Genomic DNA, 20041 nt, shown 5'->3' with positions numbered 1-20041 from the left:
ACGCCCGCAGTCGCCTCCGGCCACCATCCCGATCCACTGCCGCTTGCCATGACCATGGGCGCCCTCGGGGTGGTCTATGGCGATATCGGCACCAGCCCTCTCTATGCCCTGAAGGAAGCCGCCAAGGCGGCTGCCCATGGCGGCACATTAAGTCACGATGCTGTCCTGGGGGTTGCCTCGCTGATCCTCTGGGCGCTGCTGCTGATCATCTCGCTGAAATACGCGCTGCTGATCCTGCGCGCGGACAATCGCGGCGAAGGCGGCATCGTCGCGCTGCTGGCGTTGCTGCACGCCCGCAACGCCCAGCCCGGCACCTGGCGGGCGCATCTGCTGGTCGTCGGCCTGGTCGGCGCCGCCCTGCTCTACGGCGACGGCGCGATCACGCCCGCAATCTCCGTGCTCAGCGCCATCGAAGGCCTCAAGGTCGACGCCCCCTCGCTTGCGCCCGTGGTCGTGCCCGTGACCATCGCCATCCTGATCGGCCTGTTCATGATGCAAAAGCAGGGCACCGGCTTCATCGGCCGCATCTTCGGCCCGGTGATGCTGGCCTGGTTCGTCGTGCTGGCCGCGCTTGGCATCCACGGCATCGTCAAGGCTCCGGCGGTGCTGGCGGCGCTGAGCCCGTTCTATGCCTTCGACTTCCTGATCCACCAGGATTTCCATGTCTCCTTCGGAATTCTTGGTGCGGCCTTCCTGGCGGTGACCGGGGCGAAGCCATGTATGCCGACATGGGGCATTTCGGCCGTTTCCCGATCCGGCTCGCCTGGTTCGCGGTCTGCCTGCCCGCGCTGGTGCTGAACTATTTCGGCCAGGCCGCGCTCTTGATCACCGATCCCGCCATGATCGAGAACCCGTTCTTCCAGCTCTGTCCCGACGCGCTGCACTATCCGCTGGTCGCCTTCTCGGCGGTCGCCACCGTGATTGCCTCGCAGGCGATCATCTCCGGCGTGTTCTCGTTGACCCAGCAATCGATCCAGCTCGGCTTCCTGCCGCGCATGCTGATCCGTCACACCACGAGCGCTGCGATCGGACAGATCTATGTGCCGCTGGTGAATTGGCTGCTCGCCGCCGCGACGCTGGGAGCGGTCCTGAGCTTCGGCACGTCCGACGCGCTCGCCGGCGCCTACGGCATCGCGGTGTCGCTGCTGATGGCGATCACCACGCTGCTCGCAGCTCTGGTGGCGATCCAATGGGGCTATTCGCCCTGGCTCGTGGTTGCCGTGAATGGCGCCTTCTTCGTGATCGACGTGATCTTCTTCTCGGCCAATTCGATCAAGCTGTTCGAGGGTGGCTGGTTTCCGCTGCTGCTCGCCGGCCTCGTCGCGTTCCTGATGCTGACTTGGCGCGCCGGCGTGAAGCTGGTCGAGGCGGCCCGCGCGCGGCTGCGCCAGCCCGAGGAGGACCTGATCGAGACCGCCATCAACAAATGCCTCGCCAGGTTGCCCGGGACCGCCGTGTTCCTGGCCTCCGCGCAGCGCGGCGTGCCGCTGGCGCTGACCCAGTTCGTCAAGCACAACCGCGTGCTGCACGAACGCGTGCTGCTGGTCACCGTGCTGATCGAGGAGTCTCCGCACATTCCCGACGACGAACGCGCCGAGATCATCGACATCATCCCCGGCATCACCCGCGTGATCCTGCATTATGGCTTCATGCAGAACCCCACGATCTATGAGGGACTGAAGCTTACTTGCCGCCAGGGCAAGCTGCCCGGCATCGACCTCTCGGACATCACCTACTACGTCGGCCGCGAGACCATCATCCCGAGCGAGGACATTCCGGGCATGTGGGTCTGGCGCGAAGGCGTGTTCGCCTTCCTCCAGCGCAACGCAGAACGCTCCGCCGCGTTCTTCGGCGTGCCGACCAAGCAAGTGGTGGAGTTCGGCACGGAGCTCGAGATTTAGCCAACGCGCTGCGCGCATCGCGTGGCGAGAATGCGCGCAGCGATGCCCCAACCGGCACTGGCTGCGACAAGACCCGCGCTGACGAGCATGCCGGCGCGCCGGGCGCTGGAGGCGTTGGCTTCAGCAAAACAGCGTCCGCTGCCCGGCGAATTGGAACCAGGTGGATCGCCTTCGGTTGGTTCCGGCGAGATCAATCCTGGGCCGGTGCTCCCCATGAACTCTGGCGCCAACGTCACATTCAGCAACTTGCGCGCTGTCGTCATCCTGATCGTGGTCGCCTTCCATTCGGCCCTTCCCTACCTCGCCTCTCAGCCGCCGCATCCGTTCGCCTTCGACGCGCCGCCCTATCGGTGGATCGCGTTTCCGATCATCGACCGCGAGCGCTGGTTCGGGCTGGACCTGTTCTGCGCATGGCAAGACGTCAGCTTGATGTCCCTGATGTTCCTTTTGGCGGGCCTGTTCACCCCGCAAGGCCTCATCCGCAAGGGCGCCGCCGCCTATCTCGCGGAGCGGTGGTGGCGAATTGGATTACCCTTCGTCCTGGCGGTCACGTTTCTCAGTCCGGTGGCATACTACGCGTCGTATCTGACGACCGCGACCGACCCATCGCCTGCGGCGTTTTGGCAGCACTGGCGCGCTCTACCGATGTGGCCCGCGGGCCCGCAATGGTTCTTGTGGCAGCTTCTGTTGCTCAGCGGCCTGGCTGCTGCACTGCATGAACTCATGCCATCATGGCCACGAGCCGCGAGCCTCATCGTCGCCAAGTGCGACGATCGTCCCCTGCTCTTCTTCGCAGGTCTGACCAGTCTGTCGGCACTGGCCTATGTCCCCCTCGCAATGATCTTCACGCCCTGGGAATGGACCTTTCTCGGCCCATTGTCTTTCCAGCTAAGCCGCCCGCTGCAATATCTCCTCTATTTCTCTGCGGGACTCGCCATCGGCGGCTACGGCTGCGATCGAAGTATCTTCCGCATGGACGGCCCACTCGCGCGCCACTGGCCCACCTGGGTTGCCGCAGCATGTGCCTCCTTTGCAGTATGGGGCGGGCTGACCTCGCTGACGATGCCGGATTGGAATGCCAGCCCGCCCGCATACCGTCTCGCCGCGGCTTTCGCCTTTCCCCCCGCATGCGCAACAGGCGTGATCGCTTTCGTGGCCAGTTCGCTGGCATTGTTGCGTCGCCGCTCGGCGCTCGCCGATAGTCTTTCGACCAATGCCTACGGCATCTACCTCACGCATTACCCGTTCGTGCTGTGGCTGCAATATGCGCTGCTCGGCACGAGACTGAATGCCGTCGCCAAAGCCGCGTTCGTCCTCATCGTGGCACTGGCTGTGAGCTGGGCCGCGAGCGGATTCCTCGCCGCAGGCGTCAGACTGCTGGTGCACCGGCATTCCGGACTCCCGGGCAAGGGCGCTATCTCAGATCAACCTCGATGACGGAACGTCCATGTCACTGGTCCCGACGCTCGCGTCCCGCAATCTCTTCCACGATCGCCTGCGTTTTGTCGCGACACTCGTAGGCATCGTATTTTCGGTCGTCCTGGTGATGATCCAGATGGGCCTGTTCCTGGGCTTCGGTCGCATGGTGACAACGATGATCGACCATGCGTCAGCCGATCTCTGGGTGCTACCGAAGGGAGCGAAATGCTTTGAGGATCCTTCGCTGCTGGATGCGAAGCTGCGCGACAAGGTCGCATCCGTCGATGGCGTCGCCTCCGTGGTCCCGCTGGTCATCGGCTTCTCGGACTGGCGCCTCGAGAGCGGCGAGATGACACCCATCTTTGTTGTCGGCGCCGATTTGCGTGATGGAAGCCTGAGGCCATGGAACGTGGTCGAGGGTGACGTTCGCGCGCTGTCGCAAAATGGAGCCGTGGTCGTCGACCGCACCTACTACGATCGCCTCGGCGTCTCAAAAATCGGATCAACGGCCGAGATCCGCGGCCGCCGCGTGAAGATCGTGGCCTTGACCGACGGCATCCGCTCATTCACCACGACGCCCTATGTCTTCGTCGACCTGAAAAACGCTCGCACCTACACCGGAGCCTTTCCCGATCGCGCCAGCAACCTCCTGGTTCGCCTCAAGCCCGACGCCGACCGCGACACGGTTCTTAAGGCCGTTCGAGCTCAGGTTGGTGAACACGAGGTGCTTACGACGGATGAATTCCGCAGCCGTAGCCGCTCGTTCTGGCTGTTCGGGACCGGCGCCGGCGCTGCGCTGTTTGCCGGCGCATTGCTGGGAGTAATCGTCGGCACCGTCATCGTCGCGCAAACACTCTATTCGAGCACCAAGGATCACCTCAGTGAATTCGCCACCCTGCGGGCAATGGGTTCGTCGAATGCATATATTTACAGGGTCATCATCTATCAGGCGCTCATCAACGCGATCATCGGCTTCATCATTGCGACTGCGATCGGCGCTGTCGTTGTGGAGATGACTGCCAAGAGCGCGTTGCCCATCGTCATCACGCCGTGGCTGATTGCAGCCCTGTTCGTGCTGACGGTCGTGATGTGCGTAGCGTCGGCGATCGGCGCAATCGTGCGTGTGGTGCGGATCGATCCAGCAACGGTATTCATGCGATGAACGAAATCATCATTGAGGCCACTGCGATCAAGAAAACGCTTGGGCGTGGCGCTGGCGAGGTGAAGGCGCTGCGCGGGATCGACCTCACGCTGCGACGCGGCGAGTTCACACTGCTGATGGGACCGTCGGGCAGCGGCAAGACGACGCTGCTGCTCGTGCTCGGATGCATGCTGGCACCAAGTTCGGGCGCGCTCACCGTGTGCGGCACGCCCACGTCGGGCGTCGACAAGGAGGGACTGGCCAGAATCAGGCGCGACCATATCGGCTTTGTGTTCCAGTCCTATCATCTGTTTCCGACGCTCACCGCTGCACAGAACGTGCAACTCGCCCTCGACATCCGTCATGAACGTGGACGCAAGGCCAGGAAACGGGCGCAGGAAGCACTGAACCTGGTTGGTCTGGAGCAGAAGGCCGATACCTTGCCGGGCGAGCTCAGCGGCGGTGAGCAGCAGAGGGTCGCGATCGCGCGAGCTTTTGTCGCCAATCCCTCGGTCATTCTCGCCGACGAGCCAACTGCCGCGCTCGACGGCAATAACGGGCGAAGCATCATGCGGATTCTCGCCGATGCAGCCCATCAGCGCGAGCGCGCCGTGCTCGTCGTGACGCATGATCCGCGGGTCATTCCCTTTGCGGATCGCATCGTCGAGATCGAGGATGGCCTGCTGGTCGACACCGGATCCGGCGAACCCGAGCGGCTGCACCTGCCAAAGGCGGCCGCATTCAGGCCGTAAGACCCAAGCGAATGAAGCAAGAGGACGCACCATGAGCTTGCGCGCGGAAATGCTGCGCCTCGGCATCCGCATGTTCCTGAAACGGCACCGTCAGCCATTCGATGTCGGGACCTGGCGGGCCAACATGCATCGCATGGAGCGATGGGTGCCTCGTCCGCCACGCAGCACAAAGACAAGCGTCGTGCAGGCCAGTCACCTCAGACTACACCGGATCGCCACGCCGGCGTCGCACCCGGGGCGCAACGTGCTATATCTTCATGGCGGCGCCTATGTCTCGGGCGCGCCGATCTACTACCGGCATTTCACCTGGCGCATCGCCAATGTGACCAAATCGACGGTCTGGGCCCTTGAATATCGCCTCGCACCCGAACATCCGTTTCCGGCCGCACTGGACGACGCCGTAGCGGGTTTTCTCTGGCTCGCCGGCGAGACGGGCGATCCAGGCGAACTGTTCGTGATGGGTGATTCAGCCGGTGGAGGATTGGCCCTGTGCCTTCTCATGAGGCTGCGTGACGAACGCAAGCCGCTTCCTGTCGCCGTAGTTGCCATGTCACCCTGGACCGATCTCGCGCTCACCGCGCCCTCGTTGATCGAGAATGCCGCATCAGATCCGATGTTGAACGTGCACGATGTTCCGGAATTCGTGCGTTGCTATCTGGCAGGCGCCGACCCGTATAACCCCCATGCCTCGCCGCTCTATGGCGATGCGTTCGGCCTTCCGCCAGTGCTGATCCATGTCGGCAGCGACGAGATCCTGCGGGATGACGCGGTCCGCATGGCCGACAAGCTGAAACAAGGTAATCCGCGGAGCCGCCTGGAGGTCTGGCCGCGCATGCCGCACGTCTTCCAGCTCTTCGTTCCGGTGCTGCCGGAAGCCCATGCGGCCATCGCTCAGATCGGAGAATTCATCTCCAACCTGCGTTGCGATACAGCTTCGTCGGCTCCCGGGCCAGCCGAAGCGCGATGAGATCAGGATGAATCGTCATCGCGCTTACTGTTTGAGCATGATCTTTCCGGAAAACCGCTGCGCGCTTTTCCGGATCATGCGCTAGGCTCCACCGCCGTTGCCGTTCTCTCCATTCCCGCTCTCGGCCTCTTCCGTGATGTGCTCGACCGAGACGACGTGCTCGTCCTCGGCCGTGTCGAACACGATCACGCCCTGCGTCGAGCGGCCGGCGATGCGGATGCCTTCGACCGGGCAGCGGATCAGCTGGCCCTTGTCGGTGACCAGCATGATCTGGTCGGCGTCTTCCACCGGGAATGAGGCCACGAGGTTGCCGTTGCGGTTGTTGACGCTCATGGCGACGATACCTTTGCCGCCGCGGCCCGTGGTGCGGTACTCGTAGGACGAGGTGCGCTTGCCGTAGCCGTTGACCGACACGGTGAGCACGACCTGCTCCTGCGCCGACATCTCGGCGTAACGCTCCTGGGCCAGCTGGAAGCTGCCGGAGGCCTCCTCGGCCTCGCCGTCCACGGCGGTCTCCTCAGTCGCAGCTTCGCCGGCGACCGCACGGCGCATCTTCAGATAGGCCGAGCGCTCGTCCGAGGTGGTCTCGACATGGCGCAGGATCGCCAGCGAAATCACCTTGTCGCCCTCGCCAAGCGCGACGCCGCGCACGCCCATCGAGGTGCGCCCGGTGAACACGCGCACGTCGGTGACGGGGAAGCGGATGCACTGGCCGCCGGCCGCCGTCAGCAGCACGTCATCGCGCTCGGTGCAGATCTGCACGTCGACGATCGCCTCGTTGTCGTCGAGCTTCATCGCGATGATGCCGGAACGGCGGACGTCGACGAAGTCGGACAGCTTGTTGCGCCGCACGTTACCGCCTGTGGTGGCGAACATCACGTCGAGGTTGCCCCAGGTCGATTCATCCTCGGGCAGCGGCATGATGGTGGTGATGCGCTCGCCCTGCTCCAGCGGCAGGATGTTGATCAGCGCCTTGCCGCGCGCGTTCGGCGCGGCCATCGGCAGGCGCCAGACCTTTTCCTTGTAGACCTGGCCGCGCGAGGAGAAGAACAGCACCGGCGTGTGCGTGGAGGCCACGAACAAGCGGCTGACGAAATCCTCGTCGCGGGTCTGCATGCCGGCGCGGCCCTTGCCGCCGCGGCGCTGCGCCCGGTAGGCCGACAGCGGCACGCGCTTGACGTAGCCGGCGTGCGAGACGGTGACGACCATGTCCTCGCGCTGGATCAGGTCCTCGTCCTCGACCTCGCCTTCCTGCTCCATGATCACGGTGCGGCGCGGCGTGGCGAACTCGGCCTTCACCTCGGCGAGCTCGGTCTTGATGATCTCGAGAATGCGGGCGCGCGAGCGCAGGATCTCGAGATAGTCGCCGATCTCGCCGGCGAGTTTTGACAGCTCGTCGCCGATCTCGTCGCGGCCGAGCGCAGTGAGACGTGCCAGGCGCAGTTCCAGGATGGCCTTGGCCTGATCCAGTGACAGGCGGATGGTGCCGTCCGCGTTGATGCGGTGGCGCGGATCGTCGATCAACGTGATGATGTCCTCGACGTCGCGCGCCGGCCAGTCGCGCGTCATCAGGGTGTCGCGCGCAGCGGCCGGCGTCGGCGAGGTGCGGATCACCTTGATGATCTCGTCGATGTTGGCGACCGCGATGGCGAGACCGACCTGCTCATGCGCGCGCTCGCGCGCCTTGCGCAGCTTGTACTTGGTCCGGCGCGTGACGACCTGCTCGCGGAAGCCGACGAAGATCGTCAGCATATCCTTCAGGTTCATCGTCTGCGGACGGCCGGAATCGAGCGCGACGGCGTTGACGCCGAAACTCGTCTGCAGCGGCGTGAACTTGTAGAGCTGATTCAGCACCACGTCGGGCACGGCATCGCGCTTGAGCTCGACGACGACGCGATAGCCCTCGCGGTCGGACTCGTCGCGCAGATCGGAGATGCCCTCGATCTTCTTTTCCTTGTAGAGCTCGGCGATGCGCTCGACCATCGTCGCCTTGTTCACCTGATACGGTATCTCGGTGATGACGATCGCCTCGCGCTCCTTGCGGATCGTCTCGAACGTGACCTTGCCGCGCATCACGATGGAGCCGCGGCCGAGATGGTAGGCGCTGCGGATACCCTGGCGGCCCAGGATGATGCCGCCGGTCGGGAAATCCGGGCCCGGGATGATGTTGTTGAGCTCGTCGATGGTCAGCGACGGATTGTCGATCAACGCCAGGCAGGCATCGATGACCTCGCCCAGATTGTGCGGCGGGATGTTGGTGGCCATGCCGACCGCGATGCCGCCGGCGCCGTTGACCAGCAGGTTCGGGAACCGCGCCGGCAGGACCACCGGCTCCTTGGTCGAGCCGTCGTAATTGTCCTGGAAGTCGACGGTCTCGTTGTCGATGTCGTCGAGCAGCTTCAGTGCGATCTTGGTCAGGCGCGACTCGGTGTAGCGCATCGCCGCCGGCGGATCGCCGTCGACCGAGCCGAAATTGCCCTGCCCGTCCACCAGCAGTTCGCGCATCGAGAACGGCTGCGCCATGCGCACCAGCGCGTCGTAGATCGCCTGGTCGCCATGCGGATGGTATTGGCCCATGACGTCGCCGACGATACCGGCCGACTTCTTGTGCTTCTTGTCCGGCGTATAGCCTTCCTCGTTCATCGAGAACAGGATGCGGCGATGCACCGGCTTCAGGCCGTCGCGCGCATCGGGCAGCGCGCGCGACACGATCACGCTCATGGCATAATCGAGATAGGACTTCTTCATCTCGTCGAGGATGGAGACGGGGCGAATGTCCGAGGGTTGCGCCGGCTGGTCGCCGGGCTTGTTGTCGTCGTCAGCCAAGGGGAAATCCGGTGAGGTTTATCTGGGAATCATATAGCGCATCAGGGGCCGGATAACCACCCTCGCGAAGGCCCTGGCAAGCGATTTTTCCGCCTATTTTTCCAATAACTTAAGCCCTTCCGAGCACTGCTTCCGAGAGGCCCGGAATCCCCCTCCAAAATGACTTCACGCGCCTGGAAAACCGCGCAGCGAGCGGGCCCTGTCAGACGGTTTGCCCATGGGCAGCCCGAACTCACGTCGAACATGAAGCGGGCCCGGAAAATCCGAGCCTGCCCCGCCGATTAGTAGGAATTGCTGACACGACACACCCGGCGCAGCCAGATCAGGCAATGCGCCTTGGCCGCGCGATGCGTGCTCTCAGAACGGGATATCGTCATCCATGTCGCTGTTGCGACCGCCGCCGGCGGCAACAGGACGGCGCGGTGCGCTGCTGACGGGACCGGAGGAGCCGAAATCGCCGCCCGGCTCATCGCCGAAGCTGCCGCCTCCTCCGCCGCCGCCGCGGCCGTCGAGCATCGTCAGCGTCGAGTTGAAGCCCTGGAGCACGACCTCGGTCGAGTACTTCTCGACGCCGCTCTGATCGGTCCATTTGCGAGTCTGGAGCGCGCCCTCGATGTAAACCTTGGCGCCCTTCTTCAGGTACTGCTCGGCAACCTTGCACAGCCCTTCATTGAAGATCACGACGCGATGCCACTCGGTCTTTTCCTTGCGTTCACCGGTATTCTTGTCGCGCCAGGTATCCGAGGTGGCGATGCTCAAATTCGCGATCGGCCGCCCGTCCTGGGTGCGGCGGATCTCGGGATCCTTGCCGAGATTTCCAACCAGAATGACCTTGTTGACGCTTCCCGCCATCGCCGCTCTCCACTCCAATGCCACTGAATTTCAAAGGCGAAAGTCCGCTCCTCGCGTTCCTCCGCCGCCCTGTTGAGGCGACCCTATACGCTTGCGGACGCCGCTCAGCCCATCACCCCCAAGGTTATCCCCACATATAGCATCGCCATCCGCTTCGTTCCAGATTTGTTCTTTGTGGCGATCGGGCGAACGTCGGCCCAGTCCGGCTACGATTGGCGATGAAGAAGGCAGCCTCCGGATGGAACTTTTTGGGTTCCCGAGAAACGGTAAAAACTACTTAACATTCATCAAGTTGCACTTGGTTCAATCGGTTTGCGAGTGTGGCATTTCGGAGACGGACTTTGCCCACTCCTTAGGCTACGGTTGAGTCGGACTTAGTTCATATGGGCGTCGCGCCTGATCAACCGCTTCGGGGACTTTGAGAAGCGGACGAAAACTGGGGAGACTACAATGAATAAGCTTCTGTTTGGTGCAATCGGTGCAATCGCGTTGGGCCTGTCGGCTCCTGCAAGTGCGGCAGATCTCGCTGCGCGTCCCTACACCAAAGCTCCGCCGCCGATGGTCGCCGCCATCTACGACTGGAGCGGCTTCTACATCGGTATCAACGGCGGCGGCGGCACCAGCCACAAGTGCTGGGACTTCGTGACGCCTGTGACCGGCACTCTGGTCGGCGAAGGCTGCCACAACGCGACCGGCGGCACGGTCGGTGGCCAGATTGGCTATCGCTGGCAGTCGGCCAATTGGGTGTTCGGCGTCGAAGGCCAGGGCAACTGGGCCGACTTTTCTGGCGACAATGACAGCGCGCTGTTCGCCCTTCGCAACCGCTCGAAGATCGACTCGTTCGGTTTGATCACCGGCCAGGTCGGCTACGCCTGGAACAATGTGCTGCTCTACGTGAAGGGCGGCGGCGCCGTCGTCGGTGACCGCTATCGGACCTTCGATTTGGCGACAGGCCTCGAGTTCGACCGGGCCAACGAGACCCGTTGGGGCGGCACGGTGGGCGCGGGCATCGAGTTCGGATTTGCGCCGAACTGGTCGGTCGGCTTCGAGTACGATCACATCTTCCTCGGCAACCGCACGATCAACTTCACCGGGTCCGGCAATTTCGTCGGTGCGCCGCTCGGTGTTGTCACGCGCTCCGAGCGCATCAGCCAGGATGTCGATATCGGCTTGATCCGCGTGAATTATCGCTGGGGCGGTCCGCTCATCGCAAAATACTGATATCTACCTGATATCACTGAGAGATTGAAGGCCGGCCCCGCGCCGGCCTTTTGCTTGCGTGCTCTTCGGAACAATAGGTTAGCACTTGCCACGTTTTGGGGGCTGTTGTGGCTTTTCGGAGACACAACTTGCGGCTTTAGTGGTGTAAGCACGGCGTTAGTTGGGCCGTTGAGTCCGCTGCCCTTCCGGCATGGAAGGCAACAACAGAAACTGGGACTGGGATTAGATTGAAGATGAAGAAGGTTTTGTTGGCTTCGGCCTGTTTGTTCGCTCTCGCTGCTCCGGCTTCGGCCGCTGATCTCGCAGCCCGCCCCTACACCAAGGCGCCGATCGCTCCGGTTGCTGTCTATAACTGGACCGGCTTCTATCTCGGTGTCGTCGGCGGCGGCGCTTGGGAAGCTACTTCGACCGACCCGAAGATGCAGGGCGGCTTCGTCGGCGGCACCGCCGGCTACAACTGGCAGACCGGCAACGTCGTGTTCGGCATCGAGGCGGATGGCGCCTGGGCTGACGTCAACGCTTCGGCGACCGCGCTTGGCATCACCGTGGCTTCCAAGACCGATGCGCTCGGCACCGTGCGTGGCCGTATCGGCTGGGCCGTCAATAACTTCCTGTTCTACGGGACCGGTGGTTACGCCTGGATCGACAACAAGATCACCCTCAGCGCGCTGGGCGTGAGCGTCTCCGACAGCAAGTGGCACTCCGGCTGGACCGTCGGTGCGGGCGTTGAAGCGTTCTTCGCTCCGCAGTGGTCGGTCAAGGGCGAGTACCTCTATCGCAGCCTCGGCAGCGAGAACTACTTCTCCAACCTCGGCACTCCGCTGGCGTCCGGCACGATCAACTTCCACACCGTGCAGGTTGGCGTGAACTATCACTTCGGCGGCCCGGTCGTCGCCAAGTACTGATCTGAAGTACTGATCTTCGCGACCGACGTCACATCGTCACGAAAGGCCGGCCTCGCGCCGGCCTTTTTTGTTTTGAGCGCCCTTTCCGCAGTTCCGCCGCTCCTGCTGCCAGATGCCGCCAGCGCACCAACAATCCGTTGACGATTCGCAAAGGCCACTGGAAATCCGCGCCCGTTCTTCCTACGTTCGCTGCCATACCCATTGGCGCCGATCCCGGTTCCGGGCGAAGCGCGCCTTTTGCATTGGCGCGATCGCGCGTCTTTGGGATTCCTTGAGGACCACCGGGATGGACGAAGTGATCAAGGCCAAGCGCCAACAACAGAACGCGGGCTCGAGCCTGCGCGCAATTACGATCCGTGGCGCGCGCGAGCACAACCTCAAGAACATCGACGTCGAGATTCCCCGCGACAAGCTGGTGGTGTTCACGGGCCTGTCAGGCTCGGGCAAATCCTCACTCGCCTTCGACACCATCTATGCCGAGGGCCAGCGCCGCTACGTCGAATCGCTGTCGGCCTATGCGCGCCAATTCCTGGAGATGATGCAGAAGCCCGACGTCGATCAGATCGACGGGCTATCGCCGGCCATCTCGATCGAGCAGAAGACGACCTCGAAGAACCCGCGCTCCACCGTCGGCACCGTCACCGAGATCTACGACTATATGCGCCTGCTCTGGGCGCGCGTCGGCGTGCCCTATTCACCGGCCACGGGCTTGCCGATCGAGAGCCAGACGGTCTCGCAGATGGTCGACCGCGTGCTGGCGCTCCCCGAAGGCACGCGCCTCTATCTGCTCGCTCCGGTCGTGCGCGGCCGCAAGGGCGAGTACCGCAAAGAGCTCGCCGAATGGCTCAAGAAGGGCTTTCAGCGCGTCAAGATCGACGGCAGCTTCTACGAGCTGGCGGAGGCGCCGACGCTCGACAAGAAATTCCCGCACGACATCGACGTCGTGGTCGACCGCATCGTGGTGCGCCCCGACATCGGCCAGCGCCTCGCCGAGAGCTTTGAGACCGCGCTGAAGCTCGCCGAGGGCCTTGCCGTCGTCGAGTTCGCCGATGCGCCGGCAGCTGCGCCTGCGGAAGAGAAAGAGAAAAAGAAGACCGCGAAAATCCACGACAAGAGCGGGCCCGAGCGCATCCTGTTCTCGGAAAAGTTCGCCTGCCCGGTCTCCGGCTTCACCATCCCCGAGATCGAGCCCAGACTGTTTTCGTTCAACAATCCCTACGGTGCCTGTCCCGCCTGCGGCGGCCTCGGCGTCGAGCAGCATGTCGACGAGGATCTCGTCATCCCCGACAAGGAGCTGTCCTTGCGCAAGGGCGCGATCGCGCCCTGGGCCAAATCGTCGTCGCCCTATTACGAGCAGACGCTGACCGCGCTCGGCAAGCACTACAAGTTCACGCTCGACACCAAGTGGAAGGACCTCGCCAAGAAGACGAAGGACGCAATCCTGTACGGCTCCGGCGAGGACGAGATCAAGTTCTCCTACCAGGACGGGGTGCGCTCCTACGACACCAAGAAGCCGTTCGAGGGCGTCATCACCAACATCAACCGCCGCTACCGCGAGACCGAGAGCGAATGGGCGCGCGAGGAGCTGGCGAAATATTTCCACGACGTACCCTGCGAGGGCTGCCGCGGGTTTCGGCTCAAGCCCGAGGCGCTTTGCGTCAAGATCGGCGGCAAGCATATTGGCGAGATCTCGGAGCTGTCGGTCAAGAAGGCGGGCGAGTGGTTTGAGACCGTGCCTGATGCGCTCAACGCGCAGCAGAACGAGATCGCCGGCCGCATCCTGAAAGAAATCCGCGCGCGCCTCACCTTCCTGCTCGACGTCGGCCTCAACTATCTCACCTTGTCCCGCTCCTCCGGCACGCTGTCCGGCGGCGAGAGCCAGCGCATCCGCTTGGCCTCGCAGATCGGCTCGGGGCTAACAGGCGTGCTCTACGTGCTCGACGAGCCCTCGATCGGCCTGCACCAGCGCGACAATGCGCGCCTGCTCGATACACTGAAGCGCCTGCGCGACCTCGGTAATACCGTGGTCGTGGTCGAGCACGACGAGGACGCCATTCGCCTCGCCGACTACGTGCTCGACATTGGCCCCGGCGCCGGCATGCATGGCGGCTACATCGTCGCCGAAGGCACGCCCGCCGAGATCATGCGCAACCCGAAATCGCTGACCGGCAAGTACCTGACCGGCGAGCTCGAGGTCGAGGTGCCGGAGCGGCGCCCGCCGAACCATCGCCGCACCATCAAGGTGGTCAATGCGCGCGGCAATAACCTCAAGAACGTCACCGCCGAAATTCCGCTCGGCCTGTTCACCTGCGTCACCGGCGTCTCCGGCGGTGGCAAGTCGACGCTCTTGATCGACACGCTCTACCGCGCCATCGCCCGCAAGCTGAACAATGCCAGCGAGGGCGCCGCGCCGCACGACCGCATCGAGGGCCTCGAGCATATCGACAAGATCATCGACATCGACCAGTCGCCGATCGGCCGCACCCCGCGCTCCAACCCCGCGACCTACACCGGCGCCTTCACGCCGATCCGCGAATGGTTCGCCGGCCTGCCCGAGGCCAAGGCGCGCGGCTACGAGCCCGGCCGCTTCTCCTTCAACGTCAAGGGCGGCCGCTGCGAGGCCTGCCAGGGCGACGGCGTCATCAAGATCGAAATGCACTTCCTGCCCGACGTCTACGTCACCTGCGACGTCTGCAAGGGCAAGCGCTACAACCGCGAGACGCTGGAGGTCCTGTTCAAGGGCAAGAGCATCGCCGACGTGCTCGACATGACCGTCGAGGAGGCCGCCGAGTTCTTCAAGGCAGTGCCGCGCGTGCGCGAGACTTTCAATACGCTGCACCGCGTCGGCCTCGACTACATCCATGTCGGCCAGCAGGCGACCACGCTCTCAGGCGGCGAAGCCCAGCGCGTCAAGCTGGCAAAGGAGCTGTCGAAGCGCGCCACCGGCCGCACGCTCTACATCCTGGACGAGCCGACCACCGGCCTGCACTTCCACGACGTCAAGAAGCTCCTGGAGGTGCTGCACGAACTGGTCGCGCAGGGCAACACGGTCGTCGTCATCGAGCACAATCTCGAAGTCATCAAGACCGCCGACTGGGTCATCGATCTCGGCCCCGAAGGCGGCGACGGCGGCGGCGAGATCGTCGCCTGGGGCCCACCGGAAGACATCGCGAAAGCGCCGCGGAGCTATACGGGCAAATTCCTGGAGCCGGTGCTGAAGAAGGCGCGCAAGCCGAAGCGCGGGAGGACAAGCGAGGCGGCGGAGTGAAGCCAGCTCCGCTACCTCTTCGCGTTATTCGTTCGTAACCGGCACCAGGTACTCTGGTGGGACGGTATCGGTTAGCTATACTCCATTGTCAGCGCGATAAAACTTGAAACCGCGCGCGTGCATGACGGCAGCATCGACCTTGAAGATATGAGGCTTTCCATGGCGCTGCCCCACACGCAGCGCCGTCGACTCGTCGGCGGAAAGATGCACCTGCTGACGCGACTGTGGCTTCAGGCCCTCCGACAGGATCGGCTCCAAAAATCGGACCGCTGTCCCGTGATAAAGGGTCTTGGGCGGCTCCTGCGCAGCCAAGCCCAGTTCAACCGAAACCGAATGCCCTTGCGCAGCACGAATGCGGTCGGCATCTGGTGACAGAGAAAATCGCTTTTTGTCGCTCTCTGCGACGATGCGCAGCAGATCCTCACGGCCAAACTTCGTGCCAGCGGCATTCGCCTTGACGATTGGGTCGTCGATACCGGCCTATCCCTGCGAATCCAGCACAAGCCCGATCACATCAGGCTTATGGCGCAGGACGAGGCTCAGAAACTTGCTGAGCTGGATGTCATCGATCGGCATGGCTTCCCTTCCGATCCCCTACCTCTAAATTTAAGTATTCGACAAGACCAGATGATCGATCTGGAGGGAGCGATGCCTAACCAAACCTACACGTTCTTCCGCAACGCCATCCTTGCGGAACGGCAGGTGACCTGCGTCTACGAGGGGCGATACCGCGAGCTCTGTCCGCATATCATCGGCACCAACAAACGCGGTGAAGAAACTGTGCTGGCTTGGCAGTTTTCTGGCGAAAGCAGCGGGCCGCTGCCGCAATGGCGCTGCCTGAAGCTGGCCAATGTCAGCGGTGCTCGAGCGCGCGACGGCCATTGGCACGAGGGCGGCTCACATCGGACCACTCAGACTTGCGTCAGCAACATCGATATCGATATCAATGTTCATGTCCGCAAATTGCGGTGACTCACGGGATCGAAAACGAACCTCATCAATCACGACATAGCGGCCGAAGAGCCCTTGGCCGAACTTGTCGACGGCCTCCAGCAGCCGCTTCCGTACCAGCGGCCCATTCTCCGGATCGATGCGCAACAGGATAAGACCTGGAACGGCTTGGCCGCGACGAAAGACAAGCTCGCCGAAATCTTTGTCAGCTGTGAGGAGAAGACGCCCTTCCCGCGACGCCAGCACGATGACCTCCACGTCGCTCAGACTGGCAGCAAATTCGGCGACGTAAAGCACGTCGTGACCGGCGCCGCGCAGTTCTCGAACCAGAGAGACCGTGACGCACTCGTCCGCGAGCCGAGCACGGTTCAGCGATAAATGATGTCTTCGTCAGCCAAATAGTCGGCTGCGAACGCCTGGGCCGCCCGGATATCATCAGGCGTAAGCCGCGGGTGCTCCGCGATGATGGCCTCAGTGGTCATACCCGCACCCAGCTCGCGCAACACCAGTTCGACCGGCACACGCGTCCCGCGGATCACGGGCTTGCCGTCCATGACCGCCGGGTTGATTTCAATTCGCTCGTGCCGCATGGCTGTCCTCGAAATTTTGCCGAATGATAGCACGTCACATCTTGCCTGTCAGCGAACTCCAGAACCCACAATGCCCTACTCCCTCGCCATCTTCGACCTCGACGGCACCCTGGCCGACAGCTTTCCGTGGTTCCTGCGCACCATCAACGACGTCGCCGATCGCTTCGGCTTTCGCCGTGTCGCGGATGAAGACATCGAAGAGCTGCGGCATGCGTCGAGCCGCGAGATCCTCTCCCGGCTCGAAGTGCCCGTGTGGAAGCTGCCGGCGATCGCGCGGCATGCGCGGCGGTTGAAGGCGGAGGCAGCTAGCGAGATTGCGCTGTTTGCGGGCGTCGAGACCATGCTGCGGGCGCTGGCGGACAACGGCGTGCAGCTCGCGCTGGTGACATCCGACAGCGAGGCCAATGCGCGCGAGAAGCTTGGCGAGGCCGCCGCGCTGTTTTCGCATTTCGACTGCGCGGCCTCGCTGTTCGGCAAGCCCGCGAAATTCCGTCGAGTCATCCGCCGCGCCGGCGTCGAGCCGAGCCAGGTCATCGCGATCGGCGACGAGGTCCGCGACATCGAGGCGGCGCGCACCGTCGGCATTGCCTGCGGCGCGGTGTACTGGGGCTATGCGGCGCCGGCGGCGCTGCGGGCGCTGAAGCCGGATTACACGTTCGAACGGATGGACGAGATTGCGGATGTGTTGTGCCGAGATCGCGGAATCGTAGGGTGGGTTAGCCCTGCAGATGCGTAGCGCATCTGCTCGCGTAACCCACCGCTGTGCGTCTTCCGATCACCGTTGCTCGCGGCTTGGTGGGTTACGCCTTCCACATCTCGCGCGTGGTCCGGCTAACCGCCCCTACGCAATCCCCTACTCCGTCCTCCGCAAGAACGCCCCGAACGCCCGTGGGCCATCGCCGGTCTTGACCTCGCCGATCACCTTCAGATCAGTGGCATCGATGATATCGAGCACGTTGCTCTCCCAGCACGCGACGATGATGCGCTTGCCGTCGGCGGTGGCGGCGATGCCTTCGGGATAATCGCCGACATTGATGCGCTTGATCGGCTTAAGCGTCGCCAGATCGAACACGCTGACGGTGCCGCCATACTGGTCGGTGACGAAGCCGCGCCCCAGCGTCAGCGCCACCGCATAGGGCCGCATCCCGACGGGCACGCGGCCGATCTCGCGGCCTTCGGCGATGTCGATCACGGAGACATCGTCGGAGCCGACATTGGCGGTGTAGGCGCGCTTGCCATCGGCATCGATGGTGACGCCGAACGGACGCGTGCCGACCTTGATCATTGCTTTGCGCTGACGCGTCGCGGTGTCCACCACCGAGACGCTGTCGTCGTCGCGGTCGGCCGAGAGCAGCAGCTTGCCGTCCGGCGTCACCGCAAGGCCCGATGGCGAAGCGCCGACCGCGATGCTGGCCGTGACGCTACGCGAAGCCGTATCGATCACCCGCACCGCGGCGGCATACCAGTCGGCGACATAGACGGTGCGGCCATCGGGCCCGACGGCAATGCCGAGCGGCCCGCCGCCGACCTCGATCCGCCCCGCAACCTGCCGCGCGGCCGCGTCCACCACAGTCACTGCCTTCGCATCGGGGCTCGTCACATAGGCAAAGCGTCCGTCCGCACTGACGGCGACGCCCGCCGGCTTGCCGCCGATCGGGATGGTCGCAACGCTGCGCGCAGTGGCGAGATCCACGACCATCAGATCGTCACTGAGCTGGTTGGTGACGAACGCCTCTTCGGCGGACGCGCTGCCAGGCCCCGCTATACCGAGACTGGCAGCGCAAAGGCTGGCGGCCAAGGCCGCCAGGACCAGCGCTCGCACGATCAGCTACCGCTCTCGATCTTCTTCTTGAGCGCCTCGAGCCCGGCCTTGTACAGCCCGCTCACCGCCTTCACCGCGGCCTCGTCGCTCAGCTCCGGTGGCGGATCGTTGTTGGGATAGCCACGATAGAACGCGCCGGCCCATTCCAGCTTCGCCTTGCCATCCGGCGCGGGCGACACCGTCAAGGTCGAGGAATAATTGGTCACCGGCAGCACCTTCACGTCGACCTTGGTGATCCGGTACGAATAACTCTGCATCTCGGGCTCGTATTTGTAGAGCTCCTCCTCGACCGTCGGTCCGCCCGTCAGGGTCAGCGTCCGCGTCGCGCCGATCTCGTTGCCCTTCTGACCCTCGGTCTTGGTGACGGGCGGGAGCCAGCTCATGTCCTGGAAATTGCCGATCGCGGCCCAGACCTTGGCCGGTGGCGCGCTGATCTCGATCGATTCCCGCACCTTCTGCCGGGTCGGCCCATGAGCCCAGACCGGCTCAAAAGCCGCCGTCAGAGCCGTCCCCACCACCGCCAGCGCCGCCACCCCGGCGATCGCCGTTCCCATCGTCATCCTCATACCGTTTCCTCATTCATCAATCTGCGCGACTTGAGGCGCGCTGAGATCATCGTAGCGCATATTTGGACCATGGGGAGACCTGTTCGTGGCGCGGCTGTGGCAAGCGTCGGTGCCCGTATCCACACCATCCCTTGCGTTGCCCGACGGGCAAAACACACGAGGCCAGGGTCAATGCGTCCAGATCAAAACAATTCGCTTTATTCGAATTCGGAATTATCGCATGTTTCGGTCACCCCAACCCGGGCCGAGGGGCGGATCGCGATCGTCACGAACGCGGGATGGGATGTGGTGGACGCGGGCAGCACCGCGCGCAGGTGGTTTGCAGGGCGGGTCACTCCGTGAGCGAACGCCGCGCGCACACGACGGGTGCAGGCCTGCGTACGGCAAAATCGTGTGGTCCTGGCGCCCGGGGTCTGTGCGCCAAGTGTTGCGGTGATGCATGCGGCCCGACCGGGCCCGCAACATCAGCCATCCGCAAGGCGACGGGGGCAATAGTGCATCGCCCCCCGGGGAGATCACGACATAAGCCGTAAAACCACTGCGCAGGAAAGGCCGGGATGTCCAGGCTGCCCTGTATGCCGCTGTGCATTTGTTTCCAGTGCATTTGCGCACAGCGGACCGCGGGTGCCAGCCGGCGCCCGGCCTTCCCTGCGCCCTCGGCATCTTCGAGGGCGACGACCAACGCAAAGCTCGGGCACGAGGTGCCGCGAGAACGGGAAACCGTGTGTGCGATTTAGATTCGAACAGATGAATTCCGCTCTCGTGCCCCGGACGCAGCGCAGCGCCTCTTCGGCGATGCGCTGCAGAGCCGGGGCCCACGCAGCAGCGCACCGCACGGCCTCCTGGGTCCCGGCTCTGCG

Annotated in this window: 15 protein-coding genes and 2 pseudogenes; 10 read left to right on the top strand and 7 right to left on the bottom strand. The window is 63.7% G+C overall.

Going from position 1 to position 20041, the window contains the following annotated elements:
* Nucleotides 1-48 precede the first annotated feature (48 nt).
* The 5 genes and pseudogenes from ACR9YP_RS24560 to ACR9YP_RS24540 all read left to right on the top strand — a co-directional run bounded on the left by ACR9YP_RS24560 (nt 49) and on the right by ACR9YP_RS24540 (nt 6180).
* Nucleotides 49-1901: pseudogene (locus ACR9YP_RS24560) on the top strand (potassium transporter Kup).
* Nucleotides 1902-1931: 30 nt separating this feature from the next.
* Entirely contained in the window at nt 1932-3338 is a 1407-nt protein-coding gene (locus ACR9YP_RS24555; RefSeq protein WP_474217356.1) for an acyltransferase family protein, read from the top strand.
* A gap of 10 nt (nt 3339-3348) precedes the next feature.
* Entirely contained in the window at nt 3349-4482 is a 1134-nt protein-coding gene (locus tag ACR9YP_RS24550) for an ABC transporter permease (protein ID WP_474217355.1), read from the top strand.
* Between the two features lie 59 nt (nt 4483-4541).
* Complete coding sequence (locus ACR9YP_RS24545) at nt 4542-5213, top strand: ABC transporter ATP-binding protein (protein WP_474217354.1); 672 nt, start codon at nt 4542-4544, stop codon at nt 5211-5213.
* A gap of 37 nt (nt 5214-5250) precedes the next feature.
* On the top strand, nt 5251-6180 hold the full coding sequence (locus ACR9YP_RS24540; protein WP_474217353.1) for an alpha/beta hydrolase: 930 nt from the start codon (nt 5251-5253) through the stop codon (nt 6178-6180).
* A gap of 81 nt (nt 6181-6261) precedes the next feature.
* Here the strand turns inward: ACR9YP_RS24540 and gyrA are convergent, their stop codons facing one another.
* Both gyrA and ACR9YP_RS24530 read right to left on the bottom strand, forming a co-directional pair.
* Nucleotides 6262-9006, bottom strand: a complete 2745-nt coding sequence (gyrA, locus tag ACR9YP_RS24535; protein WP_474217352.1) for a DNA gyrase subunit A — start codon at nt 9004-9006, stop codon at nt 6262-6264.
* A gap of 357 nt (nt 9007-9363) precedes the next feature.
* On the bottom strand, nt 9364-9858 hold the full coding sequence (locus ACR9YP_RS24530) for a single-stranded DNA-binding protein (protein WP_091897737.1): 495 nt from the start codon (nt 9856-9858) through the stop codon (nt 9364-9366).
* A gap of 450 nt (nt 9859-10308) precedes the next feature.
* On the opposite strand from ACR9YP_RS24530, the gene ACR9YP_RS24525 reads away from it, so the two are divergent.
* The 3 genes from ACR9YP_RS24525 to uvrA all read left to right on the top strand — a co-directional run bounded on the left by ACR9YP_RS24525 (nt 10309) and on the right by uvrA (nt 15252).
* Nucleotides 10309-11079, top strand: coding sequence for an outer membrane protein (locus tag ACR9YP_RS24525; RefSeq protein ID WP_438108216.1), 771 nt, complete (start codon nt 10309-10311; stop codon nt 11077-11079).
* A gap of 233 nt (nt 11080-11312) precedes the next feature.
* On the top strand, nt 11313-11984 hold the full coding sequence (locus ACR9YP_RS24520) for an outer membrane protein (RefSeq protein ID WP_091897853.1): 672 nt from the start codon (nt 11313-11315) through the stop codon (nt 11982-11984).
* 286 nt (nt 11985-12270) lie between these two features.
* A complete protein-coding gene (uvrA, locus tag ACR9YP_RS24515) occupies nt 12271-15252 on the top strand; it encodes an excinuclease ABC subunit UvrA (protein WP_474217351.1) in 2982 nt (993 codons plus the stop codon).
* A gap of 75 nt (nt 15253-15327) precedes the next feature.
* On the opposite strand, the pseudogene ACR9YP_RS24510 reads toward uvrA, so the two are convergent.
* Nucleotides 15328-15828: pseudogene (locus ACR9YP_RS24510) on the bottom strand (RNA 2'-phosphotransferase).
* Between ACR9YP_RS24510 and ACR9YP_RS24505 the strand changes: the two are divergent.
* Nucleotides 15775-16224: a hypothetical protein gene (locus tag ACR9YP_RS24505; RefSeq protein ID WP_474221215.1), complete on the top strand. Its 450-nt coding sequence runs from the start codon at nt 15775-15777 to the stop codon at nt 16222-16224. The pseudogene ACR9YP_RS24510 and the gene ACR9YP_RS24505 overlap by 54 nt on opposite strands.
* Here the strand turns inward: ACR9YP_RS24505 and ACR9YP_RS24500 are convergent.
* The gene (locus ACR9YP_RS24500) at nt 16150-16500 is read right to left on the bottom strand and encodes a DUF5615 family PIN-like protein (protein WP_474217350.1); all 351 of its coding nucleotides are present in this window, start codon (nt 16498-16500) and stop codon (nt 16150-16152) included. The two genes, ACR9YP_RS24505 and ACR9YP_RS24500, sit on opposite strands and share 75 nt — an antisense overlap.
* A gap of 71 nt (nt 16501-16571) precedes the next feature.
* Complete coding sequence (locus ACR9YP_RS24495) at nt 16572-16793, bottom strand: DUF433 domain-containing protein (protein WP_128941125.1); 222 nt, start codon at nt 16791-16793, stop codon at nt 16572-16574.
* A gap of 70 nt (nt 16794-16863) precedes the next feature.
* On the opposite strand from ACR9YP_RS24495, the gene ACR9YP_RS24490 reads away from it, so the two are divergent.
* Nucleotides 16864-17529, top strand: a complete 666-nt coding sequence (locus ACR9YP_RS24490; protein WP_474217349.1) for an HAD family hydrolase — start codon at nt 16864-16866, stop codon at nt 17527-17529.
* A 117-nt stretch (nt 17530-17646) separates the two neighbouring features.
* Here the strand turns inward: ACR9YP_RS24490 and ACR9YP_RS24485 are convergent, their stop codons facing one another.
* Nucleotides 17647-18615 (bottom strand): YVTN family beta-propeller repeat protein, encoded by a 969-nt coding sequence (locus ACR9YP_RS24485; protein ID WP_474217348.1) that lies wholly within the window; start codon nt 18613-18615, stop codon nt 17647-17649.
* Between the two features lie 2 nt (nt 18616-18617).
* Nucleotides 18618-19181, bottom strand: a complete 564-nt coding sequence (locus ACR9YP_RS24480; protein ID WP_474217347.1) for an SRPBCC family protein — start codon at nt 19179-19181, stop codon at nt 18618-18620.
* Between the last annotated feature and the right edge of the window lie 860 nt (nt 19182-20041).

This window comes from Bradyrhizobium sp. BR14999 (assembly GCF_056106085.1).
This window is presented reverse-complemented; position numbering and strand designations above follow the sequence as displayed.